Consider the following 25,518-nt stretch of genomic DNA (forward strand, 5'->3'; position numbering starts at 1 on the left):
GGTCACGCTGGGCCTCACGGGCCGGTTTCTTTTTGGTTGGCATACATGCACCTCTGCTACATGTTATGCCCGAACACAAAATTTATGACACTCCCTTGGCCGCAACTCGGTCCTAAGCCAGGCGCAATACGACTTCCACCCCACCCTCGACATTGCCAATGCTCAACGACCCACCATGCAACTTGACCACTTCTTCCACAAAGTTCAGCCCCAACCCGGTGCTCTTGCGCCCACTGTCCGGTCGCGGCAGCGAGTAGAAACGCTCGCTCAAACGCGGCAACGCATAGTCTGGAATCGCCTCGGCCTGGTTGAACAACCTGAACTCGATCTGCTCACCGACCTTCTCGGCGCTGAACCGCAGCAGCCCCTGAGGCGCAGTGAAATCCAAAGCATTTTCCAGCAGATTCCCCAACGCCTGACGCAACAGAAACGGCTCGCCATGCAGATTCACATCCGGAGCTATCCGCTGCTCCACGCGCAACTTCTTGCCTTCGATCCGCGCGGCCTGTGCGTTGAGTAATTCATCCACCAAACCCGCAAACGGCACCGCCACCCGCTCTTCCAGCCCTTGACGCTGTTCGACCTGGGCCAGGTTCAGCAGCCGCTCAATCAACTGCTGCATTCGCACGCTTTCACTGTCGATATTGCTGACGAAACGCTGCTGCTGGGCCAACGGCATGTCACCTTGCAGTAACTCCGCCGCGCCACGAATCGCCGCCAACGGGCTTTTCAATTCATGGGTCAGCGTGTGCACATAACGCTCGACGTAGGCTTTGCCTTCCAACTGGGTTCGCATCTGTTCCACCGCCGTCGCCAGTTGCTCCAGCTCACCGCCGCGATAATGCGGAACCTCGACGCGCCGTCCTTCGCTGACGGCCTGCGCATAGGCTGTCAACCGCCGCAGCGCCGCGCTCAACCACCACGACAACAGCGCGCCGAACAGCAGGCCCAGGCCGATCAGCCCGGCGCCATAGGCGAGCAATCGACGTTCGGTGCGATCCACGTAAGGCTGCAACGAACTGTTGGGCTTGGCCACGGTGACCACACCGATGATCTGGCCGTTGTCGCGAATCGGCGCGCCGACGTGCATCACCGAAGAGGTCGCATCGTTCGGATCGCTGCGGGTGGAACGTGCGCCGTATTCACCGCGCAACGTCAGGTAGACGTCGTTCCAGCGCGAGTAATCCTGCCCCACCGCCGTGCCACTGGAATCCAGCACGACGATGCCTTTAGCGTCGGTAACGTAGATGCGGTGGTTGACCTGGTTCTTCGGCAAGCCCCAGATGCTTGCCTTCGGCTGCCGCTCGCCATATGCCTTGAGCAGTTCCGGCCAGCGGTTCTGGTTGAGGGTGCCGGCCTTGAAATCATCGCGAAGAATCTCCGCCATCAGGTTGGCGGTGTCGACCAGGGTTTCTTCGGTGGACTGACGCACCCCGGGGCGGATTTCTTCCATCACGGTGTTGAGCATGAAGTAACCGGTCAGGCCGATAAACAGCACATAGACCAGGAAAATCCGGATCCCCAATGGCATCAGCTGTGCCCCGGACTGTAGCTGTAACCGAGGCCGCGATGGGTCTGGATCGGTTCGGCGTCGGCCTTCACCAGACGCAATTTGGCGCGCACGCTTTTGATGTGGCTGTCGATGCTGCGCTCGTAACCGGCATCGGCGGCCACGCCCAGCGCATCGAGCAATTGCTCGCGACTGAAGACCCGTTCGGGTTGTTCCAGCAGGCATTGCAGGAGGCGGAATTCTTGCCGCGTAAGGCTCAATGGCTGATTGCGATAGCTGATCTGCACGCGTTCGCTGTCGACACGAAACAACGCCGATGAGACTTCGGCCACCGGTCGCGGTGCCATGCGCTTGAGAATCGCCCGGACCCGCGCCGCGACTTCCCGGGGGCTGAACGGCTTGACCACGTAGTCGTCGGCGCCGATTTCCAGGCCCACCACGCGGTCGATTTCCGCATCACGGGCGCTGAGGAAGATCACCGGCACTTCGCTGAAACGCCGCAGTTGCTTGCAGGTCTCGAAGCCGCTGATGTCCGGCAGGCCGATGTCGAGAATGATCAGGTCGGCCGGGGTCTGGCGCTGATGCTCCAGCGCCGCCGCGCCGAGGCTCAACCAGGTGGTGGTGAACCCCTCCCCCTGCAACGCGAATATCAGGGTGTCGGCAATCGCCGCTTCGTCTTCGACAATCAGGATATGAGGCATGGCGTCCGAGCCCGGCAGTTAAGTGGGCGAACGGTGCCCCAAGCCTCTCGTTCCGTCAATCAGCAGTCGGGTTTGTCTGCCGTGAAACGTCGCGCCGGGTTCACCGCTGCGCCGAATTCACGCAAGGCTTTGGCCCCGATCAGCAACGGGTAGTTGAAGCTGCTGCGGTCGGTCAGGTTGACCTCGACGGTGCGCTTGACGTTGCCCAGGCACAGTTCCAGATCGACCACCGGACGCTTGGTCGGCTCAACGGCTTCCTTGTCATCATCGTCTTCTTCGGAGCGGGTCTTGATCTTGCTGATCCGCGCAACCTTGTGCTCGTAGACCTTGTTGCTCGCGCCTTTGGTGGCGAGGCGGAAACGTACCCACTCGTCGCCGTCGCGGGTAAAGGTTTCGATGTCCTTGGCAGACAGCGACGCCGTCAGGGCGCCGGTGTCCATTTTTGCTTTAAGGACTTCGCCGCCGATTTCCGGCAGCGCAATGTATTCGTAACGCCCGTACAGCGTCGGCTCGGCAGCCAGGACCGGCAGGGCCACGAGGGAAAGCAGTGCAAGAAGGGATTTCACGTAATGGGCATCCATAAGGAGTGGGCAGCGGGATTTTAGACCTTTATCGGGTAGATCGTTCCCACGCTCCGCGTGGGAATGCCTCAATGGACGCTCTGCGTCCGCTCTTGGGACGCAGAGCGTCCCGGGCTGCATTCCCACGCGGACGGTTCGACGCCTCGACGTGGGAACGATCAGTGTGAGGAGGTTAACGGTTTAAAAGTGAAACATTCGTCACCGCCGATTTGGCCTGCCGCCCGAAGCTGCATATCATGGCGCGCCCAAATGCTTTCAAGAGTTACTTATGCGCCGCCTGCTCACCGGCTGTTTCGTTACCCTGCTGCTGTTGCTCAACACCTTGGTCCTGTTCGGGCCGCTGATGGTGTTTGCCCTGCTCAAACTGATCCTGCCCGGGCGCTTTCGCGACTACGCCTCATGGTCAGTCATGTGGATCGCCGAAACCTGGGCCGAGATCGACAAGCTGATTTTCCGCCTGTGCATCCCCACCCAATGGGACATCCGCGGCGGCGATGACCTGCGCCGCGACACCTCATACCTGGTGATCAGCAACCATCAATCCTGGGTCGATATCCCGGCGCTGATCCAGACCCTGAATCGCCGCACGCCGTTTTTCAAATTCTTCCTCAAGAAAGAACTGATCTGGGTGCCGTTCCTGGGGCTGGCGTGGTGGGCCTTGGATTACCCGTTCATGAAGCGCTACACCAAGGCATTCCTGGCCAAACACCCGGAACTGGCCGGCAAGGACCTGGAGATCACCAAAGCGGCGTGCGAGTTGTACAAGCGTCAGCCGGTGACCGTGGTCAATTACCTGGAAGGCACCCGATACACCGTGGCGAAAAGCGCTCAGCAGCAGTCACCGTTCACTCACCTGCTCAAGCCCAAGGCCGGCGGCGTAGCGTTTGTGCTGGCGGCAATGGGCGAACAGCTGGACGCCGTGCTCGATGTCACGGTGGTGTATCCGCAGCAGCAGATTCCGGGGTTTTGGGACTTGATCAGTGGCAACGTGCCGAGGGTCATCATCGACATCAAGACCCGCGAACTCGACCCGGCGCTGTGGCAAGGCGATTACGAAAACGATCCGGTGTTCCGCGAAACGATCCAGAACTGGGTCAACCAGCTCTGGATCGAGAAGGATCAACGCATCGACGCCTTGCGCGCCGAGCGCCGTTGAATCAGGTACCGGTGCCTGCGCCCCAGATCCCGCCCAGGCTTTCCAGCAGCGAACCGCCAACGCCCTGCTGACCGAGGTATTGCAGAAGCACTGGGGCAAACTGGCCGATCATCCCGCTGTCCATGCCCAACGCGCTGAAAGCGTTGTTCAGATCGTTGGTGTTCTTCACGGTGCCCAGGGCGTTGTCCAGACCGGCCGCCTTGCCGGAAGACCCGAGCAAGCCCGCGAGAGCACCCAGCTCACCGCCGCCGGACAGCTTGTCGATCCCCGGAACGCTTTTGGCCAGTTCAGAGTAATCCGTCGAGCTCAACTGATTCTTCGCCAGCCCCAACATCGCCCCGGTCCCGCCGACGGCCTGTTGGGGCGTCACGTTCAATTGAGTGAGCGCGCTCAACAAACCGGCCGTCTCTGAAGTTGGCGCTGCGGCTGCGGCAGCATTATCACCCTGCATGCTTGAGGCCGCTTTGGTCACATCTTCCAGGCTGAAACCGGCGAAGACAGGGCTGGCCGCGAGGGTCATCAGCGAAGCCAGTGCAAAACCGCGTGAAATCTTCATCCAGACATCCTCTTGCGCCATAAAAACCGCCCGGCAATGGGTGGCGGAAAACTGTTCCTTGGACTGGTGACCCTAAGGATTGTTCCCAGCCCAGTGAGCTTGTCGCGGTTTCTGTAGGAGCTGCCGAAGGCTGCGATCTTTTGATCTTGATTGTTGGCGGAACTGAATACGCTGAAGATCAAAAGATCGCAGCCTTCGGCAGCTCCAGGGTCATGTGTTGTGGCCAAGTCCAAAAAGAATGCCTTCGTGCTGCATCCAGTCTGGCCCCACCCGCGTATATCAAGCACGGACAGACATTTCTGGCCGATTCTCCCCACAAGGATCATCACCATGAAACGCACTTCGATCAAAACGCCGTTGATTGCCAGCCTGCTGACCCTGGCTCTTGGCGGCGGATTCGCCCTGAGCACCGTGCAAGCGGCAACCATGAGCCACGACTCGGTCATGGTCGGCGGCCAGAGCATGTTGCCGAGCAAGGACATCATCGACAACGCCGTGAACTCCGCCGACCACACCACCTTGGTCGCCGCCGTGAAAGCCGCAGGCCTGGTGGATACCCTCAAGGGCAAAGGCCCGTTCACCGTGTTCGCTCCGGTCAACTCGGCCTTCGCTGCGCTGCCGGCCGGCACTGTCGACACCCTGCTCAAACCCGCCAACAAAGCGACCCTGACTCACGTCCTCACCTACCACGTCGTCGCCGGAAAACTCGACATGATGACCCTGGCCGAGAAGATCAAGGCCGGTGGCGGCAAAGCCGAACTGACCACCGTCGCGGGCGGCAAGCTGTGGGTGATGATGAACGGCCCGCACAACATCACCATCAAGGATGAAAAAGGTGACGTCGCCGACATCACCACCTACGACGTCTACCAGTCCAACGGCGTGATTCAGGTCATCGACAAAGTGCTGATGCCGAAAAGCTGAGCCGTGCCGCCGACCCTGCGCATCAGGGTCGGCGGTTTTCCCGAGGTGTCCGCCGTGAATGGAACAACTGCACAGCGTGAACTAACCTCTGCCTGCAATCGGCTCCTCACGCAGCCCACCTCAATTGCTTGGAGAACTGCCATTCCCAACGCCGACGCCGATCAGCTCAGGCAGCTTCTGGCCCAGTGTTCACTGGGCGACCGCCGCGCTTTCGAGACGCTTTACCGCAGCGTCGGCCCACGGCTGCATGGCGTAGCGCTGCGGTTCATGGGGCGACCGGATCTGGCTGAAGAAGTGCTGCAGGAAAGCTTCGTGCGCATCTGGAACAACGCCTCGCGCTATGAGGCGCATTTGTCGGCGCCGCTGACCTGGATGATCAACATCACCCGTCATCAAGCCATCGACCAGTTGCGCAAACACCGTGACCGGCCATTAAGCGACCTTGAAGAACAGGCGCTGGTGGATGAAACCCCATCGGCCCACGATCAACTCAGCAGTGCCCGTGAGGCCAACGCGTTGAACCGGTGCCTGGAAAGACTCGACGGCATGCAGCGCCAATCGATCACCGTGGCTTACTTTCAGGGGCTGTCCTGCTCTGAGCTCGCCGAACACCTGGACGCGCCGCTGGGCTCGGTGAAATCCTGGATCCGCCGCGGTATGGAGCGACTGCGCAGGTGTCTTGAATCATGAACTATCAAACCCCGACCCTGCGCCGCGCCCTCGCCGCTGATTACGCCATTGGCCTGATGCCTTCTGCCGCGCGTCGGCGTTTTGAACAGTTGTTGCTGGAAGACGCAGCGCTTCGCGCGGAACTGGCGCAGTGGCAGGAAAGCCTGGTCAGTTTGACCGAAGCCCTGCCCGAGCAGCCGGTGCCAGATCGGGTGTGGCAGGGAATTACGGCACGCATAGAGCCGCAAGTGCTGCATATGCCAGAGAAGCGTTCGTTCTGGAACTGGTTGCGGGTGACGGGGGCGGTTTGCTCGCTGGTGATCGCCGTGACCTTGGGCGTGTTCTACAACCGCGACAATGCGCGTTACAGCGCCACACTGCTGACGGCCGAGGCGCAGCCTGCGCTGAAGGTTGAGGCGCATGAGGATTATCTGAAGGTCGAGCCGCTGACGCTGGCAGCGGTTGAACCGGGGCGCAGTCTGGAGTTGTGGGCGATTCCGGCGGATGGCAAGCCGATTTCACTTGGTGTGATTCCGGCTGACGGCAAGGGTCGTGTAGAGCTCAGCGATGTGCAGAAAGCGCTTATTGGCAAGCCGATTGTGCTGGCCGTCAGTCTTGAGCCTAAGGGTGGTTCACCGACGGGGCAACCGACGGGGCCGGTGTTGTATCAAGGCGCATTAGCAGCCCTTTGAAAACATAAGATCAAAAGATCGCAACCTGAGGCATCTCCTACGCCGACCGCCTATCCCTATAGGCGCTGCCGCAGGCTCGGGCCGCGATCGGACGATCTTTTGATCCAAAAAAAACGGCGCCCCGTAGGTCGCCGTTTTGTTTTTGCGTAAAGCCTTACGCCGCGCTAAACAGTTTGTGCGGATCAATCACAAACTTCTTCGGCACGCCCGCATCGAACTCGCCATACCCACGTGGCGCGTCATCCAGGCTGATGACTTCCACACCCACAATGTCGGCAATGTGAATGCGGTCCCACATGATCGCCTGCATCAGCTGGCGGTTGTACTTCATCACGGGCGTCTGGCCGGTGTGGAAGCTGTGGGATTTGGCCCAGCCCAGTCCGAAGCGGATGCTCAGGCTGCCCATCTTCGCGGCTGCATCGACGGCACCCGGATCTTCAGTCACGTACAGGCCAGGGATACCGATTTTGCCGGCCACACGGACAACGCCCATCAGCGAGTTGAGCACGGTGGCCGGGGCCTCGTGTTTCACGCCGTCATGGCCGTGGCCGCGCGCTTCGAAGCCTACGGCGTCGACGGCGCAATCCACTTCTGGCTCGCCCAGCAGTGCAGCGATTTGTTCGTGCAACGGGGTGTCCAGGGACAGGTCGGCGATTTCGAAACCCTGCGCCTTGGCGTGCGCCAGGCGGACGGTGTTGACGTCACCGATGATCACCACGGCCGCGCCCAACAGGCGAGCGGAAGCGGCTGCGGCCAGACCGACAGGACCGGCACCGGCGATGTACACGGTGCTGCCTGGGCCAACCCCGGCCGTCACTGCGCCGTGGTAACCGGTCGGCAGAATGTCTGAGAGGCAGGTCAGGTCGCGGATTTTTTCCATCGCGCGATCGCGATCAGGCAGTTTCAGCAGGTTGAAGTCGGCGTACGGCACCATCGCGTATTCAGCCTGGCCACCGGTCCAGTCGCCCATGTCGACATAACCGTAGGCACCGCCCGGACGCGCCGGGTTAACGCTGAGGCAGACGCCGGTGTGCATCTCTTTGCAGGAACGGCAGCGCCCGCAAGCAACGTTGAACGGTACGGACACCAAGTCGCCGATCTGCAGGTTTTCGACGTCGCTGCCCTTCTCGATGACTTCGCCGGTAATTTCATGGCCCAGCACCAGGCCGGTTTGAGCGGTGGTACGGCCGCGCACCATGTGCTGGTCGGAACCACAGATGTTGGTGGAAACCACACGCAGGATGACAGCGTGGTTAATCTTCCTGCCGCGCGGGTCCTGCATTTTCGGATAGTCGATTTTCTGTATTTCGACTTTGCCATTGCCGAGATACACCACACCACGATTGCCAGACATGCTTTCACCTCGCTGTTGTTTTTATGTAGCGGTCGCGTCGCCAGACAGCGGCGGCGCGTTGATTGCTCTGGTTGTTGCCTGTGTGTCTTGTGTTGTCTGTTATGGCCTCTTCGCGAGCAGGCTCACTCCTACAGTTGAACTTTGGTGTGACTGAGATATGTGGCAGACACAAATCCCCTGTGGGAGTGAGCCTGCTCGCGATGGCGATCTAAAGAACGACCGTGCGATTGGCGTTGAGAAATACCCGCCGTTCAATGTGATACCCAACCGCCCGCGCCAGGGTCAGCCCTTCAATATCCCGCCCCTTGGCGATCAGGTCTTCGGGGTAATGACTGTGGTCCACGGCCTCGACGCCCTGGGCGATGATCGGGCCTTCGTCGAGGTCGTTGTTGATGTAATGCGCCGTGGCGCCGACCAGTTTCACGCCCTTGTTGTAGGCCTGGTGATAAGGCTTGGCGCCCTTGAAACCCGGCAGCAGGGAGTGATGGATGTTGATCGCCTTGCCGTCGAGTTTGCGGCACAGCTCGGGCGACAGGACTTGCATGTAGCGGGCAAGAATCACCAGTTCGGCGCCGGACTCTTCGATTACCTGCCACACCTGACGCTCTTGCGACGGCTTGTCGTTCGGGTCCAGCGGGAAGTGGTAGTACGGAATCTGGTGCCAATCCGCCAACGGCTTGAGGTCCGGGTGGTTGGAGACCACGGCGGCCACGTCCATCGACAATTGGCCGATACGCTGGCGGTAGAGCAAATCGTTGAGGCAATGGTCGGCCTTGGAGACCATGATCACCACTTTCGGGCGGTAGTTCGGTGCCGTGAGTTCGAAGATCATGCCGAAGGCTTGGCCGCGTTCTTCGAGCCCTGCGCGGAAGGCTTGTTCATCGAAACCGTCAGGCTGGCGGAATTCCACGCGAATGAAGAAACGGCCCGAGAGCCGATCATCGAAGGAATGGTGCTCGGTGACGTAGCAGCCCTGCTCGAACAGAAAGCGGGTCACCGCGTCCACGGTGCCGAGGACGCTTGGGCAGTCGGCGGTCAGAATCCATGTGTCTGGGGCGCGGCTCATAGTGCGGTGACTCCTATCTGATCGTTCCCACGCTCTGCGTGGGAACGCCGCCATGGACGCTCTGCGTCCGGCTGTTAAAGGGACGCGGAGCGTCCCGAGATGCATTCCCACGCGGAGCGTGGGAACGATCAGCAGAGCGTGGGAACGATCATCCGTGTCACGCCTGGACGCTCAGGCCGTACTCGGCGGCCGCATCCTGCAACCACAACCACCAGTAATCCGAGAAGCTGCGACGGATCAGCAGTTCCCAGGTGTCTTCCCCGGTGTGGCGGATCACCAGTTGCGACTTCGCAAACACGGTGCCGACAGCCTTGCCCACCGGGAAGCTGTTGGGGTGCACGTCGTAGCTGGTGGACTTCATCAGCACCTGGCGCACGTTCGGGCCGCTCAGTTCGAGGAGCTGCTGGCCGCCGCTGACGTTGGTGATCGCGATGTGCAGGTCGCCCAGCGCTTCGCGCAGTTTCTGCTCGGCGGCAAATTCTTCACCGGTCGGCACGATCAGCAGCCATTCATCCGGCCCCATCCATTGCAGGCTGGTTTCGCCTTTGACCACGACGGTCAAAGCACCCGGCAATTCAATGCCGAGGGCCTTGTGCACGCCAGCGGCGAACGCCGCATCATGACCATCACCACGAATGGTCAGGTGGCCGAGGAGTTTTTTCTCACGCACGATCACGCCGGCGCTTTTACGGCCCTTGCCCACCAGGCTGGCGAGGTCGGCGTGATGCAGCGACGACTCGGCTTTGGCCCCAGTGGTTGGGCGTTGTTGGTAAACATTGGCTGCGGTCATAAAGCACCTTTCTTTTGTTGATCGTTCCCACGCTCTGCGTGGGAATGCCGCCATGGACGCTCTGCGTCCGCTCTTGGGACGCGGAGCGTCCCGGGATGCATTCCCACGCAGAGCGTGGGAACGATCGACTTACACGTTCTGGCGATCCCCTTTCGGATCGAAGAACACCGAAGAAACGATTTCCGCCTCGATCACGCTGCCATCCGCCAGCGGTGCGAACACGCGCTCACCGATGCGCTTCAAGCCGCCCTTCACCACGCCCATGGCAAACGAGTAACCGAGGGAGTTGTGCAGGTAGCTGGAAGTGACGTGACCAACCATCGTCATCGGGATCGTCTGCTTGGTGTTGAACACCAGTTGCGCCCCTTCCGGCAGCCATTTGGTCGGATCGATCGGCTTCAGGCCGACCAATTGTTTGCGTTGATCACGCACGCAGTCTTCGCGGTTCATGCCACGCTGGCCGATCCACGAGAACGGCTTGGTGCGACCGACACACCAGCCCATGTTCAGGTCGTCCGGGGTCATCGAGCCGTCGGTGTCTTGACCGACGATGATGAAGCCTTTCTCGGCCCGCAGAATGTGCATGGTTTCAGTGCCATACGGGGTCAGGTTGTACTGCTTGCCGGCCTCGACGATTTTCTCGAGAACGCCCATCGCATAGTCGGCTTGCACGTTGACTTCGTACGACAGCTCACCGGTAAACGAAATCCGGAAAATCCGCGCCGGCACACCGCCGACCAGCGCTTCTTTCCAGGTCATGAACGGGAAGGCTTCGTTGCTCAGATCGGCGTCGGTCACTTCGCTGAGCAGCTTGCGGCTGTTCGGCCCGGACAGGGTCATGGTTGCCCAGTGATCCGTCACGGACGTGAAGTACACCTTCAGGTCCGGCCATTCGGTCTGGTGGTAGATTTCCAGCCATTGCAGCACGCGTGCAGCGCCGCCGGTGGTGGTGGTCATCACGAAATGGTTGTCGGCCAGGCATGCAGTCACGCCGTCGTCGAATACCATGCCGTCTTCTTTACACATCAGGCCGTAACGCGCCTTGCCCACATCGAGCTTGGTCCAGGCGTTGGTGTAGATGCGGTTGAGGAACTCGCGGGTGTCCGGGCCCTGGATGTCGATCTTGCCCAGGGTCGAAGCGTCCAGCAGGCCAACGCTATCGCGCACGGCTTTGCATTCGCGTTTCACGGCAGCGTGAATGTCTTCACCGTTTTTCGGGAAGTACCAAGGACGCTTCCACTGACCGACGTCTTCAAACTCGGCGCCGTTTTTCACGTGCCAGTGATGCAGCGCGGTGTGACGGACAGGTTCGAAGATGTGCCCACAGTGACGACCGGCCACGGCGCCGAATGTGACGGGCGTGTAGTTCGGGCGGAACATGGTGGTGCCCATCTGCGGGATGGTCACGTTCAACGAACGGGCGGCGATGGCCAGGCCGTTGACGTTGCCGAGCTTGCCCTGGTCAGTGCCGAAGCCCAGTGCGGTGTAACGTTTGACGTGCTCGACCGACTCGAAACCTTCGCGGGTCGCCAGTTCGATGGCGGCGGCGGTGACGTCGTTTTGCAGGTCGACGAATTGCTTCGGTCCACGTGAGGTGCCTTTTTCGTGCGGTACCTGGAACAGCGCCAGCGTCGGTTCTTCGAGACGGCTCAGGGCTTTCGGCAACGTGCCTTCGACCACACTGAAACCGGCTTCGCTGGCTGCGCGAGCGCCGCCTTCAAAACCATCGGCCAACGAATCACCGAGGCCATAGACGCCGTTGATGCCACCGACGCACACGCGTTTCTGCGGTGCTTCGCCCGGTACGAAACCGAGGATGTCTTCACGCCAGATCGGCTTGCCGCCCAAGTGCGAAGCCAAGTGAACCACCGGGCTGTAACCGCCGGAAGTGGCAACGAGGTCGCAATCGAGCCATTCGCCAGGACTGGTTACGGCGTGGCCTTTGACATCGATCGCAGCAATGCGAGCGGCAGTCACGCGCTTGGTGCCACGGGCCTCAATCACGGCGCTGCCGGTCAGGATGCGGATGCCTTTGGCGCGAGCCTCTTCCACCAGCGCACCGCGCGGGTTGCTGCGAGCGTCAGCGATAGCGACGACTTGCAGACTGGCATCGAGCCAATCCAGCGCAACGCGATAGGCGTGATCGTTGTTGGTCGACAGCACCAGTTTCTTGCCCGGTGCCACGCCATAGCGGCGAACGTAAGTCGACACGGCGCCAGCGAGCATGTTGCCCGGCACGTCGTTGTTGCCGTAAACCAGCGGACGCTCGCAAGCGCCGGTCGCCAGCACTACACGTTTAGCGCGAACCCGGTGGATACGCTGACGTACCTGGCCAATCGGCGCACGGTCGCCGAGGTGATCGGTGAGGCGTTCGTGAATGGTCAGGAAGTTATGGTCGTGGTAACCGTTGACCGTGGCGCGCGACAACAGCAGCACGTCCGGGGTGTCTTTCAGTTCGGCGATGACGCTGGCGACCCATTCGGCGGCCGGTTTGCCGTCGAGGCTTTCGCGGGAATCGAGCAGGCTGCCGCCAAACTCTTCCTGCTCATCGGCGAGAATGACACGAGCACCGCTGCGGGCAGCCGCCAGTGCAGCGGCCAGGCCAGCAGGGCCACCGCCGACGATCAGCACGTCGCAGTGCTGGTTCATGTAGTCGTAGGTGTCCGGATCGTTCTCGGTCGGCGAGCGGCCAAGACCGGCAGCCTTACGAATGTACTTCTCGTAAGTCATCCAGAACGATTGCGGGTACATGAAGGTTTTGTAGTAGAAGCCCGGCGGCATCAGCTTGCCGCCGACCTTGCCGAGAATCCCCATCATGTCGTTGTTCACGCTCGGCCAGCCGTTGGTGCTGGTGGCGACCAAACCTTGATACAGCGCTTGTTGCGTGGCCCGTACGTTCGGGATTTGCGTGGCTTCAGTCGCGCCGATCTGCAGCACGGCGTTCGGCTCTTCGGCACCGGCTGCGAAGATGCCGCGCGGACGGGAGTACTTGAAGCTGCGACCAATGATGTCGACACCGTTGGCCAGCAGGGCAGCGGCCAGCGAATCGCCTTCAAAGCCTTTGTAGACCTGGCCGTTGAAGGTGAAGCTCAGCACTTTGTTGCGGTCGATCCGTCCACCGTTGGACAGGCGATTGATCTGGCTCATACCTTCTCTCCCAGAGCCGTCGTGGCCGCTTTCGGGCTATCGGTCTTGTCGGTGAACTGCGGCTTGGTGCCGATCTTGTAGGTTTCGAGAATCTCGTAGGTCACGGTGTCACGGGTGGCGTTGAAGTACTGACGGCAACCGGCGACGTGATCCCACAGCTCGTGGTGCAGACCGCGAGGGTTATCGCGGAAGAACATGTAGTCGCCCCACTCCTCGTCGGTGCAGGTGTTCGGATCCAGTGGACGCGGGATGTGCGCCTGGCCGGATGCGTGGAATTCCTCTTCGGAGCGCAGCTCAAAGCAGTGAGGACAGAAGATATGCAACATGGGGATTTCTCCTGTTAGTGGGCAACCGCAGCAGCGCCGTGTTCATCGATCAACGCACCGTTGTGGAAACGGTCGATGGAGAAAGGTGCGGCCAATGGGTGCATTTCACCCTTGGCCAGACTCGCGGCAAACACGTTGCCCGAGCCCGGTGTGGCCTTGAAGCCACCGGTGCCCCAACCGCAGTTGAAGAACATGTTCGGCACCGGGGTTTTCGAGATGATCGGGCACGCATCCGGCGTGGTGTCGACGATGCCGCCCCACTGCCGGTTCATGCGCACGCGAGACAGCACCGGGAACATCTCGACGATGGCCTGAATGGTGTGCTCGATCACCGGGTACGAACCCCGCTGACCGTAGCCGTTGTAGCCGTCGATACCGGCGCCGATCACCAGGTCGCCCTTGTCGGACTGGCTGATGTAACCGTGTACGGCGTTGGACATGATCACGCTGTCGATAATCGGCTTGATCGGCTCGGACACCAGCGCTTGCAGCGGGTGGGATTCGATCGGCAGACGGAAACCGGCGAGTTTGGCCATGTGCCCGGAGTTACCGGCGGTCACTACACCGACGCGTTTGGCGCCGATGAAGCCTTTGTTGGTTTCAACACCGATGCACACGCCGTTTTCCTTGCGGAAACCGATCACTTCGGTCTGCTGGATCAGGTCCACGCCCAAGGCATCGGCGGCACGGGCAAAGCCCCACGCCACGGCATCGTGACGGGCCACGCCGCCGCGACGCTGGACGGTGGCGCCCATCACCGGGTAGCGGGTGTTCTTCGAGCAGTCGAGGTACGGAATCTCGTCGGCCACTTGTTTGGCATCGAGCAGTTCGCCGTCCACGCCGTTGAGGCGGTTGGCGCTGACCCGACGCTCGGAATCACGGATGTCTTGCAGGGTGTGGCACAGGTTGTAAACGCCGCGCTGGGAGAACATCACGTTGTAGTTCAGGTCCTGGGACAGGCCTTCCCACAGTTTCATCGCGTGTTCGTACAGGTGCGCCGACTCGTCCCACAGGTAGTTGGAGCGAACGATGGTGGTGTTGCGCGCGGTGTTACCGCCGCCCAGCCAGCCTTTCTCGACCACGGCTACGTTAGTGATGCCGTGCTCTTTGGCCAGGTAGTAGGCAGTCGCCAGACCATGCCCGCCACCGCCGACGATGACTACGTCATAGACCTTTTTAGGGGTCGGCGTGCGCCACATTTTCTGCCAGTTTTCGTGATGGCTGAGGGAGTGTTTGAAGAGGCCGAAGCCCGAGTAGCGTTGCATAGTCATTTACTCCAAAACCGCGCTCAGCGATAAACCGGGAAGTCCGCGCACAGGGCCGACACTTGCTGGGCGACGTTCGCTTCGACATCGGCGTCGCCGAGGTTGTCGAGGATGTCGCAGATCCAGCCGGCCAACGTGACGCACTGGGTAACCTTGAAGCCGCGTGTGGTCACCGCCGGGGTGCCGATGCGCAGGCCGGAGGTCACGAACGGCGACTGTGGATCGTTCGGGACAGCGTTCTTGTTCACGGTGATGTGGGCGCGACCGAGTGCTGCGTCCGCCTCTTTGCCGGTAAGGCCCTGACGGATCAGGCTGACCAGGAACAGGTGGTTATCGGTACCGCCGGACACTACATCGTAGCCGCGTTTGATAAATACGCCGGCCATGGCCTGGGCGTTGTCGATCACTTGTTGTTGGTAGGCCTTGAAACCTGGCTCCAGCGCTTCCTTGAAGCACACCGCTTTACCCGCGATGACGTGCATCAGCGGGCCGCCCTGGGCACCCGGGAACACGGCGGCGTTGAGCTTTTTCTCGATTTCTTCGTTGGACTTGGCCAGGATCAGGCCGCCACGTGGACCGCGCAGGGTCTTGTGGGTGGTGGTGGTGACCACGTCGGCATACGGCAGCGGGTTCGGGTACAGACCGGCAGCCACCAGACCGGCAACGTGAGCCATGTCGACGAACAGCAGTGCACCGACCTTGTCGGCGATCTGACGGAAACGTGGGAAGTCGAGGGTCTTGGAGTAAGCAGAGAAGCCTGCAACGATCATCTTCGGTTTGCATTCGACAGCCAGGCGCTCGACTTCGTCGTAATCGATCAGCCCGGTCTTGGTGTCGATGCCGTACTGCACGGCGTTGTACAGCTTGCCCGAGGACGACACTTTGGCGCCGTGGGTCAGGTGACCACCGTGGGCCAGGCTCATGCCGAGAATGGTGTCGCCAGGCTGGATCAGGGCCAGATACACAGCGCTGTTAGCCGAAGAGCCGGAGTGCGGTTGCACGTTGGCGTAATCGGCACCGAACAGTTGCTTCGCTCGTTCGATGGCCAGCGCTTCAACCTTGTCGACGTGCTCGCAGCCACCGTAGTAGCGCTTGCCCGGATAGCCTTCGGCGTATTTGTTGGTCAGGCCGCTGCCTTGCGCTTCCATGACGCGTTTGCTGGTGTAGTTCTCTGACGCGATCAGCTCGATGTGATCTTCCTGGCGTTGCTCCTCGGCATTCATCGCCGCCAGCAGTGCATCGTCGTAACCCTTGATCTGGTCTTGCTTGCTGAACATCGCGTCTCTCCCAGCGGCATCTATGCGCCATTCGTCTCGGTAAGGCACTGGTGTTTCGACAGTGCCCTTTGATGCGATGGTATGACCGGCGCAGACAGGCCAAATGCCTACGGACGCCACGCAAAGGTGCGTTTACGACATGGACTGAAATGGACGCGTCGTACTCGGTCACAAGATCAACACGCCGCCGCTCCCACAGGGTTATGAGGCGACTTGGCGGACGAGTAGCAACAGCAGAAAATGCAGCGGATACAAGGCATACGCCCAACGCCGCATCGGCGGTGGCTTGAGATGTTTGGCATGTCGCAACAAGACCAATCCCAGCAATGGCGCAATCAGACAAGCGGCAATGGCCAGGATGGCTGCACTGTTACCGATCCGCGCGGAGTAAAACAGCACCTCCCATTGATTCGCGGCCAGGCACACCAGCCCCGGCAACAGGCTGAAATACCAGGGCTGCCTGATGACCAGCAACATCGCCAGCGGCAGCAGCACGCCAAAGAAACCAAACATCAGCCACTGCGCAAACAGCGCCGCCAACGTCAGGGCGCCGACCGCGAGCAGTCGCGATTGCAGCGTCTTGTGCTGCCAGCCACGGGCCACCAGTAAGCCCAGCGCCAGCGTAGGCAACACGTTCAACGTGTTGGGATCAGGAATGAACATCCGGTAAGGAATTTCGCTGATGGCGCTGAACAACAGCAACCATCCCAGGTATCGCCACTGGCCGTCAGTCGTCACCGCACGGGCCCGCGCCAGGTTTGCGGCCATCGCCAGGCAAAACCAGGGAAACGCCAGTCGCCCCGGCACATACAGCAGATCAACGGAGTAACCGACATATCGCAGGTGATCGAGCACCATGCTCAATAGCGCCAGCCACTTGAGCAGATCCAGTGCCCCATCCCTTTGCGTCATGTGCATAATTGCCCGTCGTCTTTGTATTTTTCTGTCAGACACAGCGCGTGTGCTCACCGGATGATCTTCGGTACAGTGCGCACCATCATTGACCACGAGACGCTTCACCATAAGCGTCTCGACCACGGAAAGCAGGGCCATGACCGATAAGAGCCAACAATTCGCCAGCGACAACTATTCCGGTATCTGCCCTGAAGCCTGGGCTGCCATGGAACAGGCCAACCACGGCCACCAACGCGCTTATGGCGACGATGAATGGACCGCTCGCGCGTCCGATGATTTCCGCAAACTGTTCGAAACCGACTGCGAAGTGTTTTTCGCCTTCAACGGCACCGCGGCCAACTCGTTGGCCCTGTCGTCGCTGTGCCAGAGTTACCACAGCGTGATCTGCTCGGAAACCGCCCACGTCGAAACCGACGAATGCGGCGCGCCGGAATTCTTCTCCAACGGTTCCAAGCTGCTGATCGCCCGTACTGAAAACGGCAAGCTGACCCCGGAATCGATCCGCGAAGTCGCGCTCAAGCGCCAGGACATCCACTACCCGAAACCCCGCGTCGTGACCCTGACCCAGGCCACCGAAGTCGGCAGCGTCTACACCCCGGAAGAAATCCGCGCCATCAGCGCCACCTGCAAAGAGCTGGGCCTGAACCTGCACATGGACGGCGCGCGGTTCTCCAATGCTTGTGCGTTCCTCGGCTGCTCCCCGGCCGACCTGACCTGGAAGGCCGGCGTCGATGTGTTGTGCTTCGGCGGTACGAAAAACGGCATGGCGGTGGGGGAAGCGATTCTGTTCTTCAACCACAAGCTGGCTGAAGACTTCGACTACCGCTGCAAACAGGCCGGGCAGTTGGCCTCGAAAATGCGCTTCCTCTCGGCGCCTTGGGTCGGGATCCTGGAAAACGACGCCTGGCTCAAATACGCCCGCCACGCCAACCATTGCGCGCAGCTGCTCGCTGAGCTGGTGAGCGACATTCCCGGCGTGGAACTGATGTTCCCGGTACAGGCCAACGGCGTGTTCCTGCAACTGTCGGAACCGGCCATCGCCGCACTGACCGCCAAGGGCTGGCGCTTCTACACCTTCATCGGCAACGGCGGCGCACGCTTCATGTGCTCATGGGACACCGAAGAAGACCGCGTCCGGGAGTTGGCAGCGGATATCCGCGAAGTCATGTCCCACTGATTTTGCACATGATCGTTCCCACGCTCTGCGTGGGAATGCCTCTCGGGACGCTCCGCGTTCCTGTCTCACAACTGATGCAATGCCGGGCACCGTTGTGACGCGGAGCGTCACGGGCTGCATTCCCACGCAGAGCGTGGGAACGATCATGAGTGGTGCGTCGTAATTTCCCACTGACTCCTCAGCGCTGTCCGCTAGCACCAACACATCTCCCCGCGTCACCCTAGTCATTCCCCCTGCAAAAGAATGCATCCATGGGCCGCAGCCGCTACACCATCACTGAACCCGACAAACCGCACTTCCTGACCTGCACGGTCATGGAATGGCTTCCACTGTTCATCCGCCCCTACATCGTCGATCACCTGCTCAATTGCTGGCGCTATCAGCAAACCCATCAAAATCTGAAGCTGTACGGCTATGTGGTCCTGGAGAACCATCTCCACTTCGTTGCCGAAGCTCCAGACCTCAACAAATGCCTCAGCCAATTCAAGTCCTTTACTGCCCGACAAATCCTCGACGACCTGCAAAGCAAAGGTGCCGAACGTGCATTGCAGCGCCTGCGTTTCAGCAAACGTGCGCACAAGAAGGATCGCGTTTATCAGCTTTGGCAGGAAGGCTCACACGCAGAGATGGTGTACAGCGAAACGGTGATGCGCCAAAAGCTGGATTACATCCACTACAACCCGGTGAAGCGTGGGTATGTGGATTTGCCGGAGCAATGGCGATGTTCCAGTGCGAGGAACTATGCGGGGATGGACAGCCTGATCGAGATTCAGCGGTGGTATTAACGCGTACTGCCCCCACCTGATCGTTCCCACGCTCCGCGTGGGAATGCCTCTCGGGACGCTCCGCGTTCCTGCCTCATCGCAGATGCAATGCCGGGCACCGTTGTGACGCGGAGCGTCAAGGGCTGCATTCCCACGCAGAGCGTGGGAACGATCACTGGAGAGAAGTTGGTCTACATTGATTGACGAGCCGCTTCTATCCGCTCAGATAACAATAATCAGGAGCGTATGCATGTCCTTACAAGGCAAAACCCTGTTCATCACCGGCGCCAGCCGTGGCATTGGCCGTGAGATCGCGCTGCGGGCCGCGCGGGACGGGGCCAATATTGTGATTGCCGCCAAAAGCGCCGCGCCCCACCCCAAATTGCCGGGGACTATTTTCAGCGTGGCACAGGAAGTTGAAGCGGCGGGCGGCAAAGCCCTGGCTTTGCAGGTGGATGTGCGCGACGAAGTCGCGGTGCGTGACGCATTGGCCCAGGCCAACGAACATTTCGGCGGTATCGATGCGCTGATCAACAACGCCGGCGCGATCAAGTTGACTGGCGTCCAACACATCGAGCTCAAGCGCTTCGACCTGATGCATCAGATCAACACCCGCGCCGTGTTGCTGTGCAGCCAGGCCGCGCTGCCCTATCTGAAAAAATCCAGCGGCCACATCCTCAACCTGTCGCCGCCACTGAATCTGTCGAGCAAGTGGTTCGCCCAGTACAGCCCCTACACCGTGACCAAGTACGGCATGAGCATGCTGACGGTGGGCATGAGCGAGGAGTTTTCCAGTTACGGTATCAGCGTCAACTCGCTGTGGCCGCAAACGATGATTGCCACCGCTGCCATCGAGTTTCAGCTGGGGTCACGGGAATCCTTCAAACACGCACGAACGCCGGCGATCATGGCGGATGCGGCCCACATCATTCTGGACAGCACTGGTCGCAGCATTACCGGACGGTTGCTGATTGATGAGGAAATCCTGCGGGAAAACGGTGTGACCGAGTTCGAGCATTACCGCTTCGAACCCGATACCAACGACAAGCTGATGCCAGACCTGTTTATCGATTGAGATATCCACAACCTTTGTAGCAGCTGTCGAGTGAAACGAGGCTGCGATCTTTGACTTTGAAGTTTGAAGTTTGAAGTTAAAAGATCGCAGCCTCGTTTCACTCGACAGCTGCTACAGGGTTAGTGTGAAACCATCAAAATTCGATCCGCACATCGCCTTTCGGCACGCTGCAGCACGACAGGATGTAGCCCTCGGCTTCGTCTTCCTCGGTAATCCCGCCGTTGTGGTCCATCTCGACCTCGCCCCCCAGCTTCAGCACCTTGCATGTGCCGCAGATGCCCATCCCGCAGGCCTTCGGAATCAGCAGGCCGAGCTTGGCCGCCGCCGCATGCACGGTTTCCCCCGGCGCCACGCGAATGCTCTTGCCGGACGAGATAAATTCGACTTGATGCAGGTCTGCCAGATCGACTTCCGGCGCGTCGGCGGCGATTTCGGCCTGTTCCACCGCATCGGCACGGGCTTCCGGCGGCGTCGCGCCGAAGGATTCCTCGTGATAACGCGACATGTCGAAGCCCGCCGTCTCGAGCATGCGCTTGACCGCGTTCATGTACGGGGTCGGACCGCAGCAGAAGACTTCACGCTCAAGGAAGTCCGGCGCCATCAATTCGAGCATCTTGTGGTTCAGGTAACCGCGATAACCGGCCCACGGCTCGCCCAGACCATGTTTCTCGCAAATCAGGTGCAGGCTGAAGTTATCGATCCGCGACGCCATGTGTTCCAGCTCGCGGTGGTAAATGATGTCTTTGGGCGAACGGGCGCTGTGGATAAACACCATGTCGACGTTGCCGTTGGTGTCGTAGAACCAGCGCGCCATCGACATAACGGGCGTGATGCCGACACCACCGCTGAGGTACAGAACCTTCGGCGCGGTGAAGTCCATGGCGTTGAACAGCCCGACCGGCCCGTGTACCGCCAGTTCCTGGCCTTCATGCAGGGTGTCGTGCAGCCAGTTGGACACCTTGCCCCCCGGCACACGCTTGATGGTCACCGAAAAGCTGTACGGCACCGACGGCGAACTGGAAATGGTGTAGGAGCGCATGATCGGCACGCCGTCGATTTCCAGCTCCAGGGTCACGAACTGCCCGGGCTTGAAAAAGAACAGGATCGGCTGGTCGGCCATAAAGCAGAAGGTGCGCACATCCCAGGTTTCCTGGATGACTTTGACGCAACGGACAATGTGTCGACCATTGGCCCAGGTCTGGGTGGTTACCGGATTCAGGAAGCTGTTGGACATGCTGTTCTCCACCGCCGATGGTCGGCCTTATGTTGGCGATTCTGCGTAACGTGCGAACCACCCATTTACCTATCTGCGACATTCACATACTTATCGCGACCAGCCCGCATCTACCGGGGGTTGCGCGTCGGGAACAGATTGGGCCATGTCGCCCATGGATAAGGTTCTGGCGAGCGTCGGCCCCACACTCGCCCCATACCAAGACACAACCTTTACACCTTGCGTAGCAAACCTGATCAGCCACTTTCGCGGCCACGCAGATGGCCTTGAGGAAACACACGATGGACGTCACCACTACCCTGAGCCTGGGCGATCCACTGGAACCCGCACGCAAGGCCACCGCGCAGATGCTGCAAGAACGCGAGCGCACATTCTCGCTGCCGCAGCCGTTTTACTCTGACGAGCGGCTGTTTGATATCGACATGCAGGAAATCTTTCAGAAAGAGTGGTTGATCGCCGGCATGACCTGCGAAATCCCGACCAAGGGCAACTACCTGACCCTGCAAGTCGGCAAGAACCCGATCATCGTGATTCGCGGTGCCGACGGCGTGGTCCATGCGTTCCACAACGTCTGCCGTCACCGCGGTTCGCGGCTGTGCACCAGTGAAAAAGGCAAAGTCGCCAAACTGGTCTGCCACTACCACCAGTGGACGTATGAGCTGGACGGTCGCCTGCTGTTCGCCGGCACCGAAATGGGCGCCGACTTCGACATGAAGCAGTACGGCCTCAAGCCGGTGAATGTGAAAACCGCTGGCGGTTACATCTTCATCAGCCTGTCGGAAAATCCGCCGGCCATTGACGACTTCCTGTCGACGCTGAACCATTACATGGAACCGTACGACATGGAGAACACCAAGGTGGCGATTCAGACCACCTTGTTCGAAAAGGCCAACTGGAAACTGGTGCTGGAAAACAACCGCGAGTGCTATCACTGCAACGCTTCGCACCCGGAACTGTTGAAAACCCTGCTGGAATGGGACGACGTCACCGACCCGCGTGCCGACCAGGCGTTCAAGGACCACGTCGCTGCTTCGGCCGCTGCCTGGGAAGCCGAGAAGATCCCTTACGCCCACGCCAGCTTCGGCCTGCGTAACCGCATCGTGCGCATGCCGCTGCTCAAGGGCACCGTGTCGATGACCCTCGACGGCAAACAGGGCTGCGCCAAACTCATGGGCCGCATCAAGAACCCGGACCTGGGCTCGATGCGCATCCTGCACCTGCCACACTCGTGGAACCACTGCATGGGCGACCACATCATCGTCTTCACCGTGTGGCCGATCAGCGCTCAGGAAACCATGGTCACCACCAAGTGGATCGTCCACAAGGACGCCGTTGAAGGTGTGGACTATGACGTGGACCGCATGCGTCAGGTCTGGGACGCGACCAACGACCAGGACCGTCGTCTGGCTGAAGAGAACCAGCGCGGGATCAACTCCACGGCGTACCAGCCTGGGCCTTATTCCAAGACCTATGAGTTTGGTGTGGTGAACTTTGTGGACTGGTACAGCGAGCGTCTGCTGAACAACCTTGGGGCAGAGCCTGCGCCTTACCTCAAAGGGGTTCCGGTTCAGGGCTGACCACACGGCACCCGAGACGAAAAAAACCGCGAGCGTCCTCGCGGTTTTTTTGTGTCTCACGGTATCGCTACCAGTTCCAGGATTTGATAATCCTCTGCGCCACCGAAAAGATGCTGTTTATATCGGAAGCACTGGGCGGCTGTTTATAGTCGGGATTGATTTTTCGTTGCAGCTCATCATATAAGCCATCAATCTTTTCATCGGTTCTCCTTTTATCGCGCTGACGAAGAACATTGAGCCTTTCCTTATTATCCTCAAGCGCTCTATTTTCTTCGAAGTTAAATGCACGACACCACTCACCCTCAAGTGGATCGATAAAAGGAGGCGGACCAACAGGTTTATTCATAGCTCACCCCACTTCAATAATGCGATGTCAGGAAAACCAGCCACTGATCCAACTGACGACAGAGTTAAAAGTGCTGCTGATCTTCTCCCATACATTCTTAAGCCAATTCAGGATATTTTTGCCAACTTCAATAAAGAAGTTACCAATTTTGTCCAGCACCGCATTAAACAAACCTCCAAACGTATCCATAAATCCGACAACGGCGTCACCACTGGCGGGAAACTTCTTCACTTGTTCGATCGCCTCGTCGTAGATTTTATCGATACGTTTTGCAGCGGCATCCTTATCCCGATTGCGCAACTCATCGAGTTTGTTCTGATAAGGGGTCGTATCGGTGGAGCCCGAACTTTCGAATGTCTCGGTCGCCTTGGTCAGCTCCGACTGGGATTGGTTAGACTGTTCATCCCCTACTTCCCGGGCCTTGGGCTCAAGATACTTAACCGCCGGATCGTTGGAGCTTTTGTTTACGTAGAGACTGCGAAGGTGGATCTGCTGCAAGCGTGGCGAGGCCATGAGTACGCCTCGCGCTTCACCGGCGGCGGATTTTATGGCATGAACCCGCATTTCATTAAGCAGTTCGACATACGCTTCTTGGGACGGAGCAACGGCGGCATCAGCGACCGATTTGACTTTTGACTTGGCAGCTTCAGACATTTTAGAACTCCTTGTAAGTGTGTGTGTTAAATGCACTGGTGTTGTGCCCCGTAGACGAGGGCCGGCCAACCTGACCGGCGCCGCTCATCGCTACTCTAAAGTCCGCTCATTAAACTACCTGCCAGGCTCGATAAACCTAAGGCATAAACAATGACCCGAACGTAATCGTCCTGACGAATACGCGGTACAGCGCCATTACAATCGTCGCTAATGAGAAGAGAAATTCAGGCGGAAAACATCTGTCGAATCGTGAGCGCGAAAACAATCCATTGCACGGCTCCTGCGAAGAGGATTGAAGAGAAAAAAATGTTGAACGACCCTGTTCATTTCATCGCGTGAAGGAGATTAAAGTCCCAGAGGTAAAACCTGTCAAACAGACCGATATACCCATAGGAACCTGAACGTATTGAAATTGGATATATGATAAAACATCGATGAAACCTTGTTAGCGTGCCAAGCGCTCAAAGCCCAGCCCGCCCCTCAAAGCCGTAGCCTGTACAAAAAACAATCGCTTGCCTTGGCGCCCAGAGTGAGCCTGGCTTGCAGCGTTCCGCGAACAACTTATCCACACCTCAACCCACAGCAAATGTGGGCAACTCGGCTCGCCAAGCAAAAGCCCACTATGGAAAGTGAAGAAAATCCGTGACTTATCCAGAAGCATGGATTTCGTCAGCGATTGGTTGTTTTTTGACCAAGCGCTCGTAAGGCACGAATTACGTGGCTTACAGAGGATGGTAAACACCTTATCCACAGAAGCGCCAACAGACTTTGGGGGCAACTTCGGCCCATCTGTGGAAAAACCGTTGGAGGCCTAGAAAAGTCAGGGTTTGAGCGCAATAAACCCATCTAAAACGGCGAATTGATCGTTTTTCAACCAAACGCCGAAGAAGGCCGTTTTATAAGGCCTGTAGCGGACAGCGAACATCTTATCCACAGAAGCGCCAACAGAGATTGGGGGCAAGTATTGGCTCTCCAGCAAACTTATCCTCTGGAAAAAGCTTGGAAAAACCGCGAGTTAGGCTGGTTGTTTTTTGTACGAAGGGTTACAGGGCCTGTTTGGTATGGGGTGTAGCGAGGGGCGAACATGTTATCCACAGAAGCGCTAACAGGGATTGTGGATAACCTCAGCGTACCTTGGACAGAGTCAGGCCCTAGGGCCGATACATCAGATAGGCCTCACCCGTGACCCGAATCATCGGATGGGGCGTGATCTGGCAGGTATCGACGATGCGGAAGCCATGACGCTCGTAGAACCGACGAGCGCCAGTGTTGGCGGCGTAGTCGATCAGGCTTAAACCGTTGAGCCCGAGCTGGTTGGCACGGTCGTAGGCGTAGGCAAGGAATTGCTTGCCCAGGCCCAGGTTGCGCCAGCCTTCATGCAGCGCGAGGCTGGAAATGTAGAGGGTGTCGGGGATTTCCATCTTCGCGTAGGGCGCCAGGACCGGGTCGGTCGTCGGCTCTGCCAGCGGATCGTAACGCATCACGTAGCTGTGCAGCATGCCGATGACGTTGCCATCGGCCTCGGCGATCAGGCAGTTCTGCCATGAGAAATCCACGTCGTCGCGGGCGTAACGGCTGGCGCCTACCTCAAGCAGATCCTGACCGGTCTGCGCCAGTTGGCTCCAGATGTAATCGGCAGCCCCCTCCGATGTGATTTGAAATAGGCGCGCAATCTCTCGCGCATCGGTGCGCACTGCCGAACGGAATTCAACGGTCATTACTTTTCCTTGTGAAAAACAAACCTGTGGCGAGGGGATTTATC

General features: G+C 59.3%; 24 protein-coding genes. 8 read left to right on the forward strand and 16 right to left on the reverse strand.

Annotated elements, in window-relative coordinates:
* Positions 1–112: 112 nt before the first annotated feature.
* The 3 genes from creC to ACIQV9_RS13580 are packed head-to-tail and all read right to left on the reverse strand — an operon-like array spanning position 113 to position 2,777.
* Positions 113–1,531, reverse strand: coding sequence for a two-component system sensor histidine kinase CreC (creC, locus tag ACIQV9_RS13570; protein ID WP_403102010.1), 1,419 nt, complete (start codon positions 1,529–1,531; stop codon positions 113–115).
* On the reverse strand, positions 1,531–2,211 hold the full coding sequence (gene creB, locus ACIQV9_RS13575) for a two-component system response regulator CreB (protein ID WP_403102013.1): 681 nt from the start codon (positions 2,209–2,211) through the stop codon (positions 1,531–1,533). The genes creC and creB overlap by 1 nt, the downstream gene beginning before the upstream one ends.
* A gap of 59 nt (positions 2,212–2,270) precedes the next feature.
* On the reverse strand, positions 2,271–2,777 hold the full coding sequence (locus ACIQV9_RS13580; protein WP_403102016.1) for an ATP-dependent zinc protease: 507 nt from the start codon (positions 2,775–2,777) through the stop codon (positions 2,271–2,273).
* Positions 2,778–3,060: 283 nt separating this feature from the next.
* On the opposite strand from ACIQV9_RS13580, the gene ACIQV9_RS13585 reads away from it, so the two are divergent.
* Positions 3,061–3,948 carry an acyltransferase gene (locus ACIQV9_RS13585; protein ID WP_403102019.1) on the forward strand — a complete coding sequence of 296 codons (888 nt, stop codon included), beginning with the start codon at positions 3,061–3,063 and terminating at the stop codon, positions 3,946–3,948.
* 1 nt (position 3,949) lies between these two features.
* On the opposite strand, the gene ACIQV9_RS13590 is transcribed toward ACIQV9_RS13585, so the two are convergent.
* Complete coding sequence (locus ACIQV9_RS13590; RefSeq protein ID WP_403102022.1) at positions 3,950–4,504, reverse strand: DUF2780 domain-containing protein; 555 nt, start codon at positions 4,502–4,504, stop codon at positions 3,950–3,952.
* 330 nt (positions 4,505–4,834) lie between these two features.
* Between ACIQV9_RS13590 and ACIQV9_RS13595 the strand changes: the two genes are divergently transcribed.
* From ACIQV9_RS13595 to ACIQV9_RS13605, 3 genes are read left to right on the forward strand one after another with little or no spacing between them, the layout of a single operon-like run.
* Positions 4,835–5,428: a fasciclin domain-containing protein gene (locus ACIQV9_RS13595; RefSeq protein ID WP_403102024.1), complete on the forward strand. Its 594-nt coding sequence runs from the start codon at positions 4,835–4,837 to the stop codon at positions 5,426–5,428.
* Between the two features lie 54 nt (positions 5,429–5,482).
* A complete protein-coding gene (locus ACIQV9_RS13600; protein WP_403102381.1) occupies positions 5,483–6,118 on the forward strand; it encodes an RNA polymerase sigma factor in 636 nt (211 codons plus the stop codon).
* A complete protein-coding gene (locus tag ACIQV9_RS13605; RefSeq protein ID WP_403102027.1) occupies positions 6,115–6,789 on the forward strand; it encodes an anti-sigma factor domain-containing protein in 675 nt (224 codons plus the stop codon). Before ACIQV9_RS13600 ends, ACIQV9_RS13605 begins: the two co-directional genes overlap by 4 nt.
* Positions 6,790–6,943: 154 nt before the next feature.
* Here the strand turns inward: ACIQV9_RS13605 and fdhA are convergent, their stop codons facing one another.
* From fdhA to ACIQV9_RS13645, 8 genes are all read right to left on the reverse strand, one after another.
* Positions 6,944–8,143, reverse strand: a complete 1,200-nt coding sequence (gene fdhA, locus ACIQV9_RS13610; RefSeq protein ID WP_007947729.1) for a formaldehyde dehydrogenase, glutathione-independent — start codon at positions 8,141–8,143, stop codon at positions 6,944–6,946.
* 208 nt (positions 8,144–8,351) lie between these two features.
* The gene (gene purU, locus ACIQV9_RS13615) at positions 8,352–9,209 is read right to left on the reverse strand and encodes a formyltetrahydrofolate deformylase (RefSeq protein ID WP_008147101.1); all 858 of its coding nucleotides are present in this window, start codon (positions 9,207–9,209) and stop codon (positions 8,352–8,354) included.
* Between the two features lie 157 nt (positions 9,210–9,366).
* A complete protein-coding gene (locus tag ACIQV9_RS13620) occupies positions 9,367–9,999 on the reverse strand; it encodes a sarcosine oxidase subunit gamma (protein ID WP_403102029.1) in 633 nt (210 codons plus the stop codon).
* Positions 10,000–10,128: 129 nt separating this feature from the next.
* On the reverse strand, positions 10,129–13,146 hold the full coding sequence (locus tag ACIQV9_RS13625; RefSeq protein ID WP_403102031.1) for a sarcosine oxidase subunit alpha: 3,018 nt from the start codon (positions 13,144–13,146) through the stop codon (positions 10,129–10,131).
* Positions 13,143–13,472: a sarcosine oxidase subunit delta gene (locus ACIQV9_RS13630; protein WP_403102034.1), complete on the reverse strand. Its 330-nt coding sequence runs from the start codon at positions 13,470–13,472 to the stop codon at positions 13,143–13,145. Before ACIQV9_RS13630 ends, ACIQV9_RS13625 begins: the two co-directional genes overlap by 4 nt.
* A gap of 14 nt (positions 13,473–13,486) precedes the next feature.
* Positions 13,487–14,737, reverse strand: coding sequence for a sarcosine oxidase subunit beta (locus ACIQV9_RS13635; protein WP_007947735.1), 1,251 nt, complete (start codon positions 14,735–14,737; stop codon positions 13,487–13,489).
* Positions 14,738–14,760: 23 nt separating this feature from the next.
* Positions 14,761–16,014 (reverse strand): serine hydroxymethyltransferase, encoded by a 1,254-nt coding sequence (gene glyA / locus ACIQV9_RS13640; RefSeq protein ID WP_140674776.1) that lies wholly within the window; start codon positions 16,012–16,014, stop codon positions 14,761–14,763.
* Positions 16,015–16,215: 201 nt separating this feature from the next.
* Complete coding sequence (locus ACIQV9_RS13645) at positions 16,216–16,932, reverse strand: TraX family protein (RefSeq protein WP_403102038.1); 717 nt, start codon at positions 16,930–16,932, stop codon at positions 16,216–16,218.
* A 133-nt stretch (positions 16,933–17,065) separates the two neighbouring features.
* Between ACIQV9_RS13645 and ACIQV9_RS13650 the strand changes: the two genes are divergently transcribed.
* The 3 genes from ACIQV9_RS13650 to ACIQV9_RS13660 all read left to right on the forward strand — a co-directional run bounded on the left by ACIQV9_RS13650 (position 17,066) and on the right by ACIQV9_RS13660 (position 19,945).
* Positions 17,066–18,106, forward strand: a complete 1,041-nt coding sequence (locus ACIQV9_RS13650; protein WP_403102041.1) for a low specificity L-threonine aldolase — start codon at positions 17,066–17,068, stop codon at positions 18,104–18,106.
* 251 nt (positions 18,107–18,357) lie between these two features.
* Positions 18,358–18,891 carry an REP-associated tyrosine transposase gene (locus ACIQV9_RS13655; RefSeq protein WP_403102043.1) on the forward strand — a complete coding sequence of 178 codons (534 nt, stop codon included), beginning with the start codon at positions 18,358–18,360 and terminating at the stop codon, positions 18,889–18,891.
* 229 nt (positions 18,892–19,120) lie between these two features.
* The gene (locus ACIQV9_RS13660; RefSeq protein WP_403102046.1) at positions 19,121–19,945 is read left to right on the forward strand and encodes an SDR family oxidoreductase; all 825 of its coding nucleotides are present in this window, start codon (positions 19,121–19,123) and stop codon (positions 19,943–19,945) included.
* Between the two features lie 133 nt (positions 19,946–20,078).
* Here the strand turns inward: ACIQV9_RS13660 and gbcB are convergent, their stop codons facing one another.
* Positions 20,079–21,179 carry a glycine-betaine demethylase subunit GbcB gene (gene gbcB, locus ACIQV9_RS13665; RefSeq protein WP_403102048.1) on the reverse strand — a complete coding sequence of 367 codons (1,101 nt, stop codon included), beginning with the start codon at positions 21,177–21,179 and terminating at the stop codon, positions 20,079–20,081.
* A gap of 281 nt (positions 21,180–21,460) precedes the next feature.
* On the opposite strand from gbcB, the gene gbcA reads away from it, so the two are divergent.
* A complete protein-coding gene (gene gbcA, locus ACIQV9_RS13670; RefSeq protein WP_403102051.1) occupies positions 21,461–22,756 on the forward strand; it encodes a glycine-betaine demethylase subunit GbcA in 1,296 nt (431 codons plus the stop codon).
* A 67-nt stretch (positions 22,757–22,823) separates the two neighbouring features.
* On the opposite strand, the gene ACIQV9_RS13675 is transcribed toward gbcA, so the two are convergent.
* The 3 genes from ACIQV9_RS13675 to ACIQV9_RS13685 all read right to left on the reverse strand — a co-directional run bounded on the left by ACIQV9_RS13675 (position 22,824) and on the right by ACIQV9_RS13685 (position 25,474).
* The gene (locus ACIQV9_RS13675) at positions 22,824–23,102 is read right to left on the reverse strand and encodes a hypothetical protein (protein WP_403102054.1); all 279 of its coding nucleotides are present in this window, start codon (positions 23,100–23,102) and stop codon (positions 22,824–22,826) included.
* A gap of 27 nt (positions 23,103–23,129) precedes the next feature.
* Positions 23,130–23,756, reverse strand: coding sequence for a hypothetical protein (locus ACIQV9_RS13680; protein WP_403102056.1), 627 nt, complete (start codon positions 23,754–23,756; stop codon positions 23,130–23,132).
* A gap of 1,151 nt (positions 23,757–24,907) precedes the next feature.
* Positions 24,908–25,474: a GNAT family N-acetyltransferase gene (locus tag ACIQV9_RS13685; RefSeq protein ID WP_403102059.1), complete on the reverse strand. Its 567-nt coding sequence runs from the start codon at positions 25,472–25,474 to the stop codon at positions 24,908–24,910.
* Between the last annotated feature and the right edge of the window lie 44 nt (positions 25,475–25,518).

The sequence above is a fragment of the Pseudomonas sp. NPDC099000 genome (genome assembly GCF_044759925.1).
In the GTDB taxonomy this organism is placed as follows: domain Bacteria; phylum Pseudomonadota; class Gammaproteobacteria; order Pseudomonadales; family Pseudomonadaceae; genus Aquipseudomonas.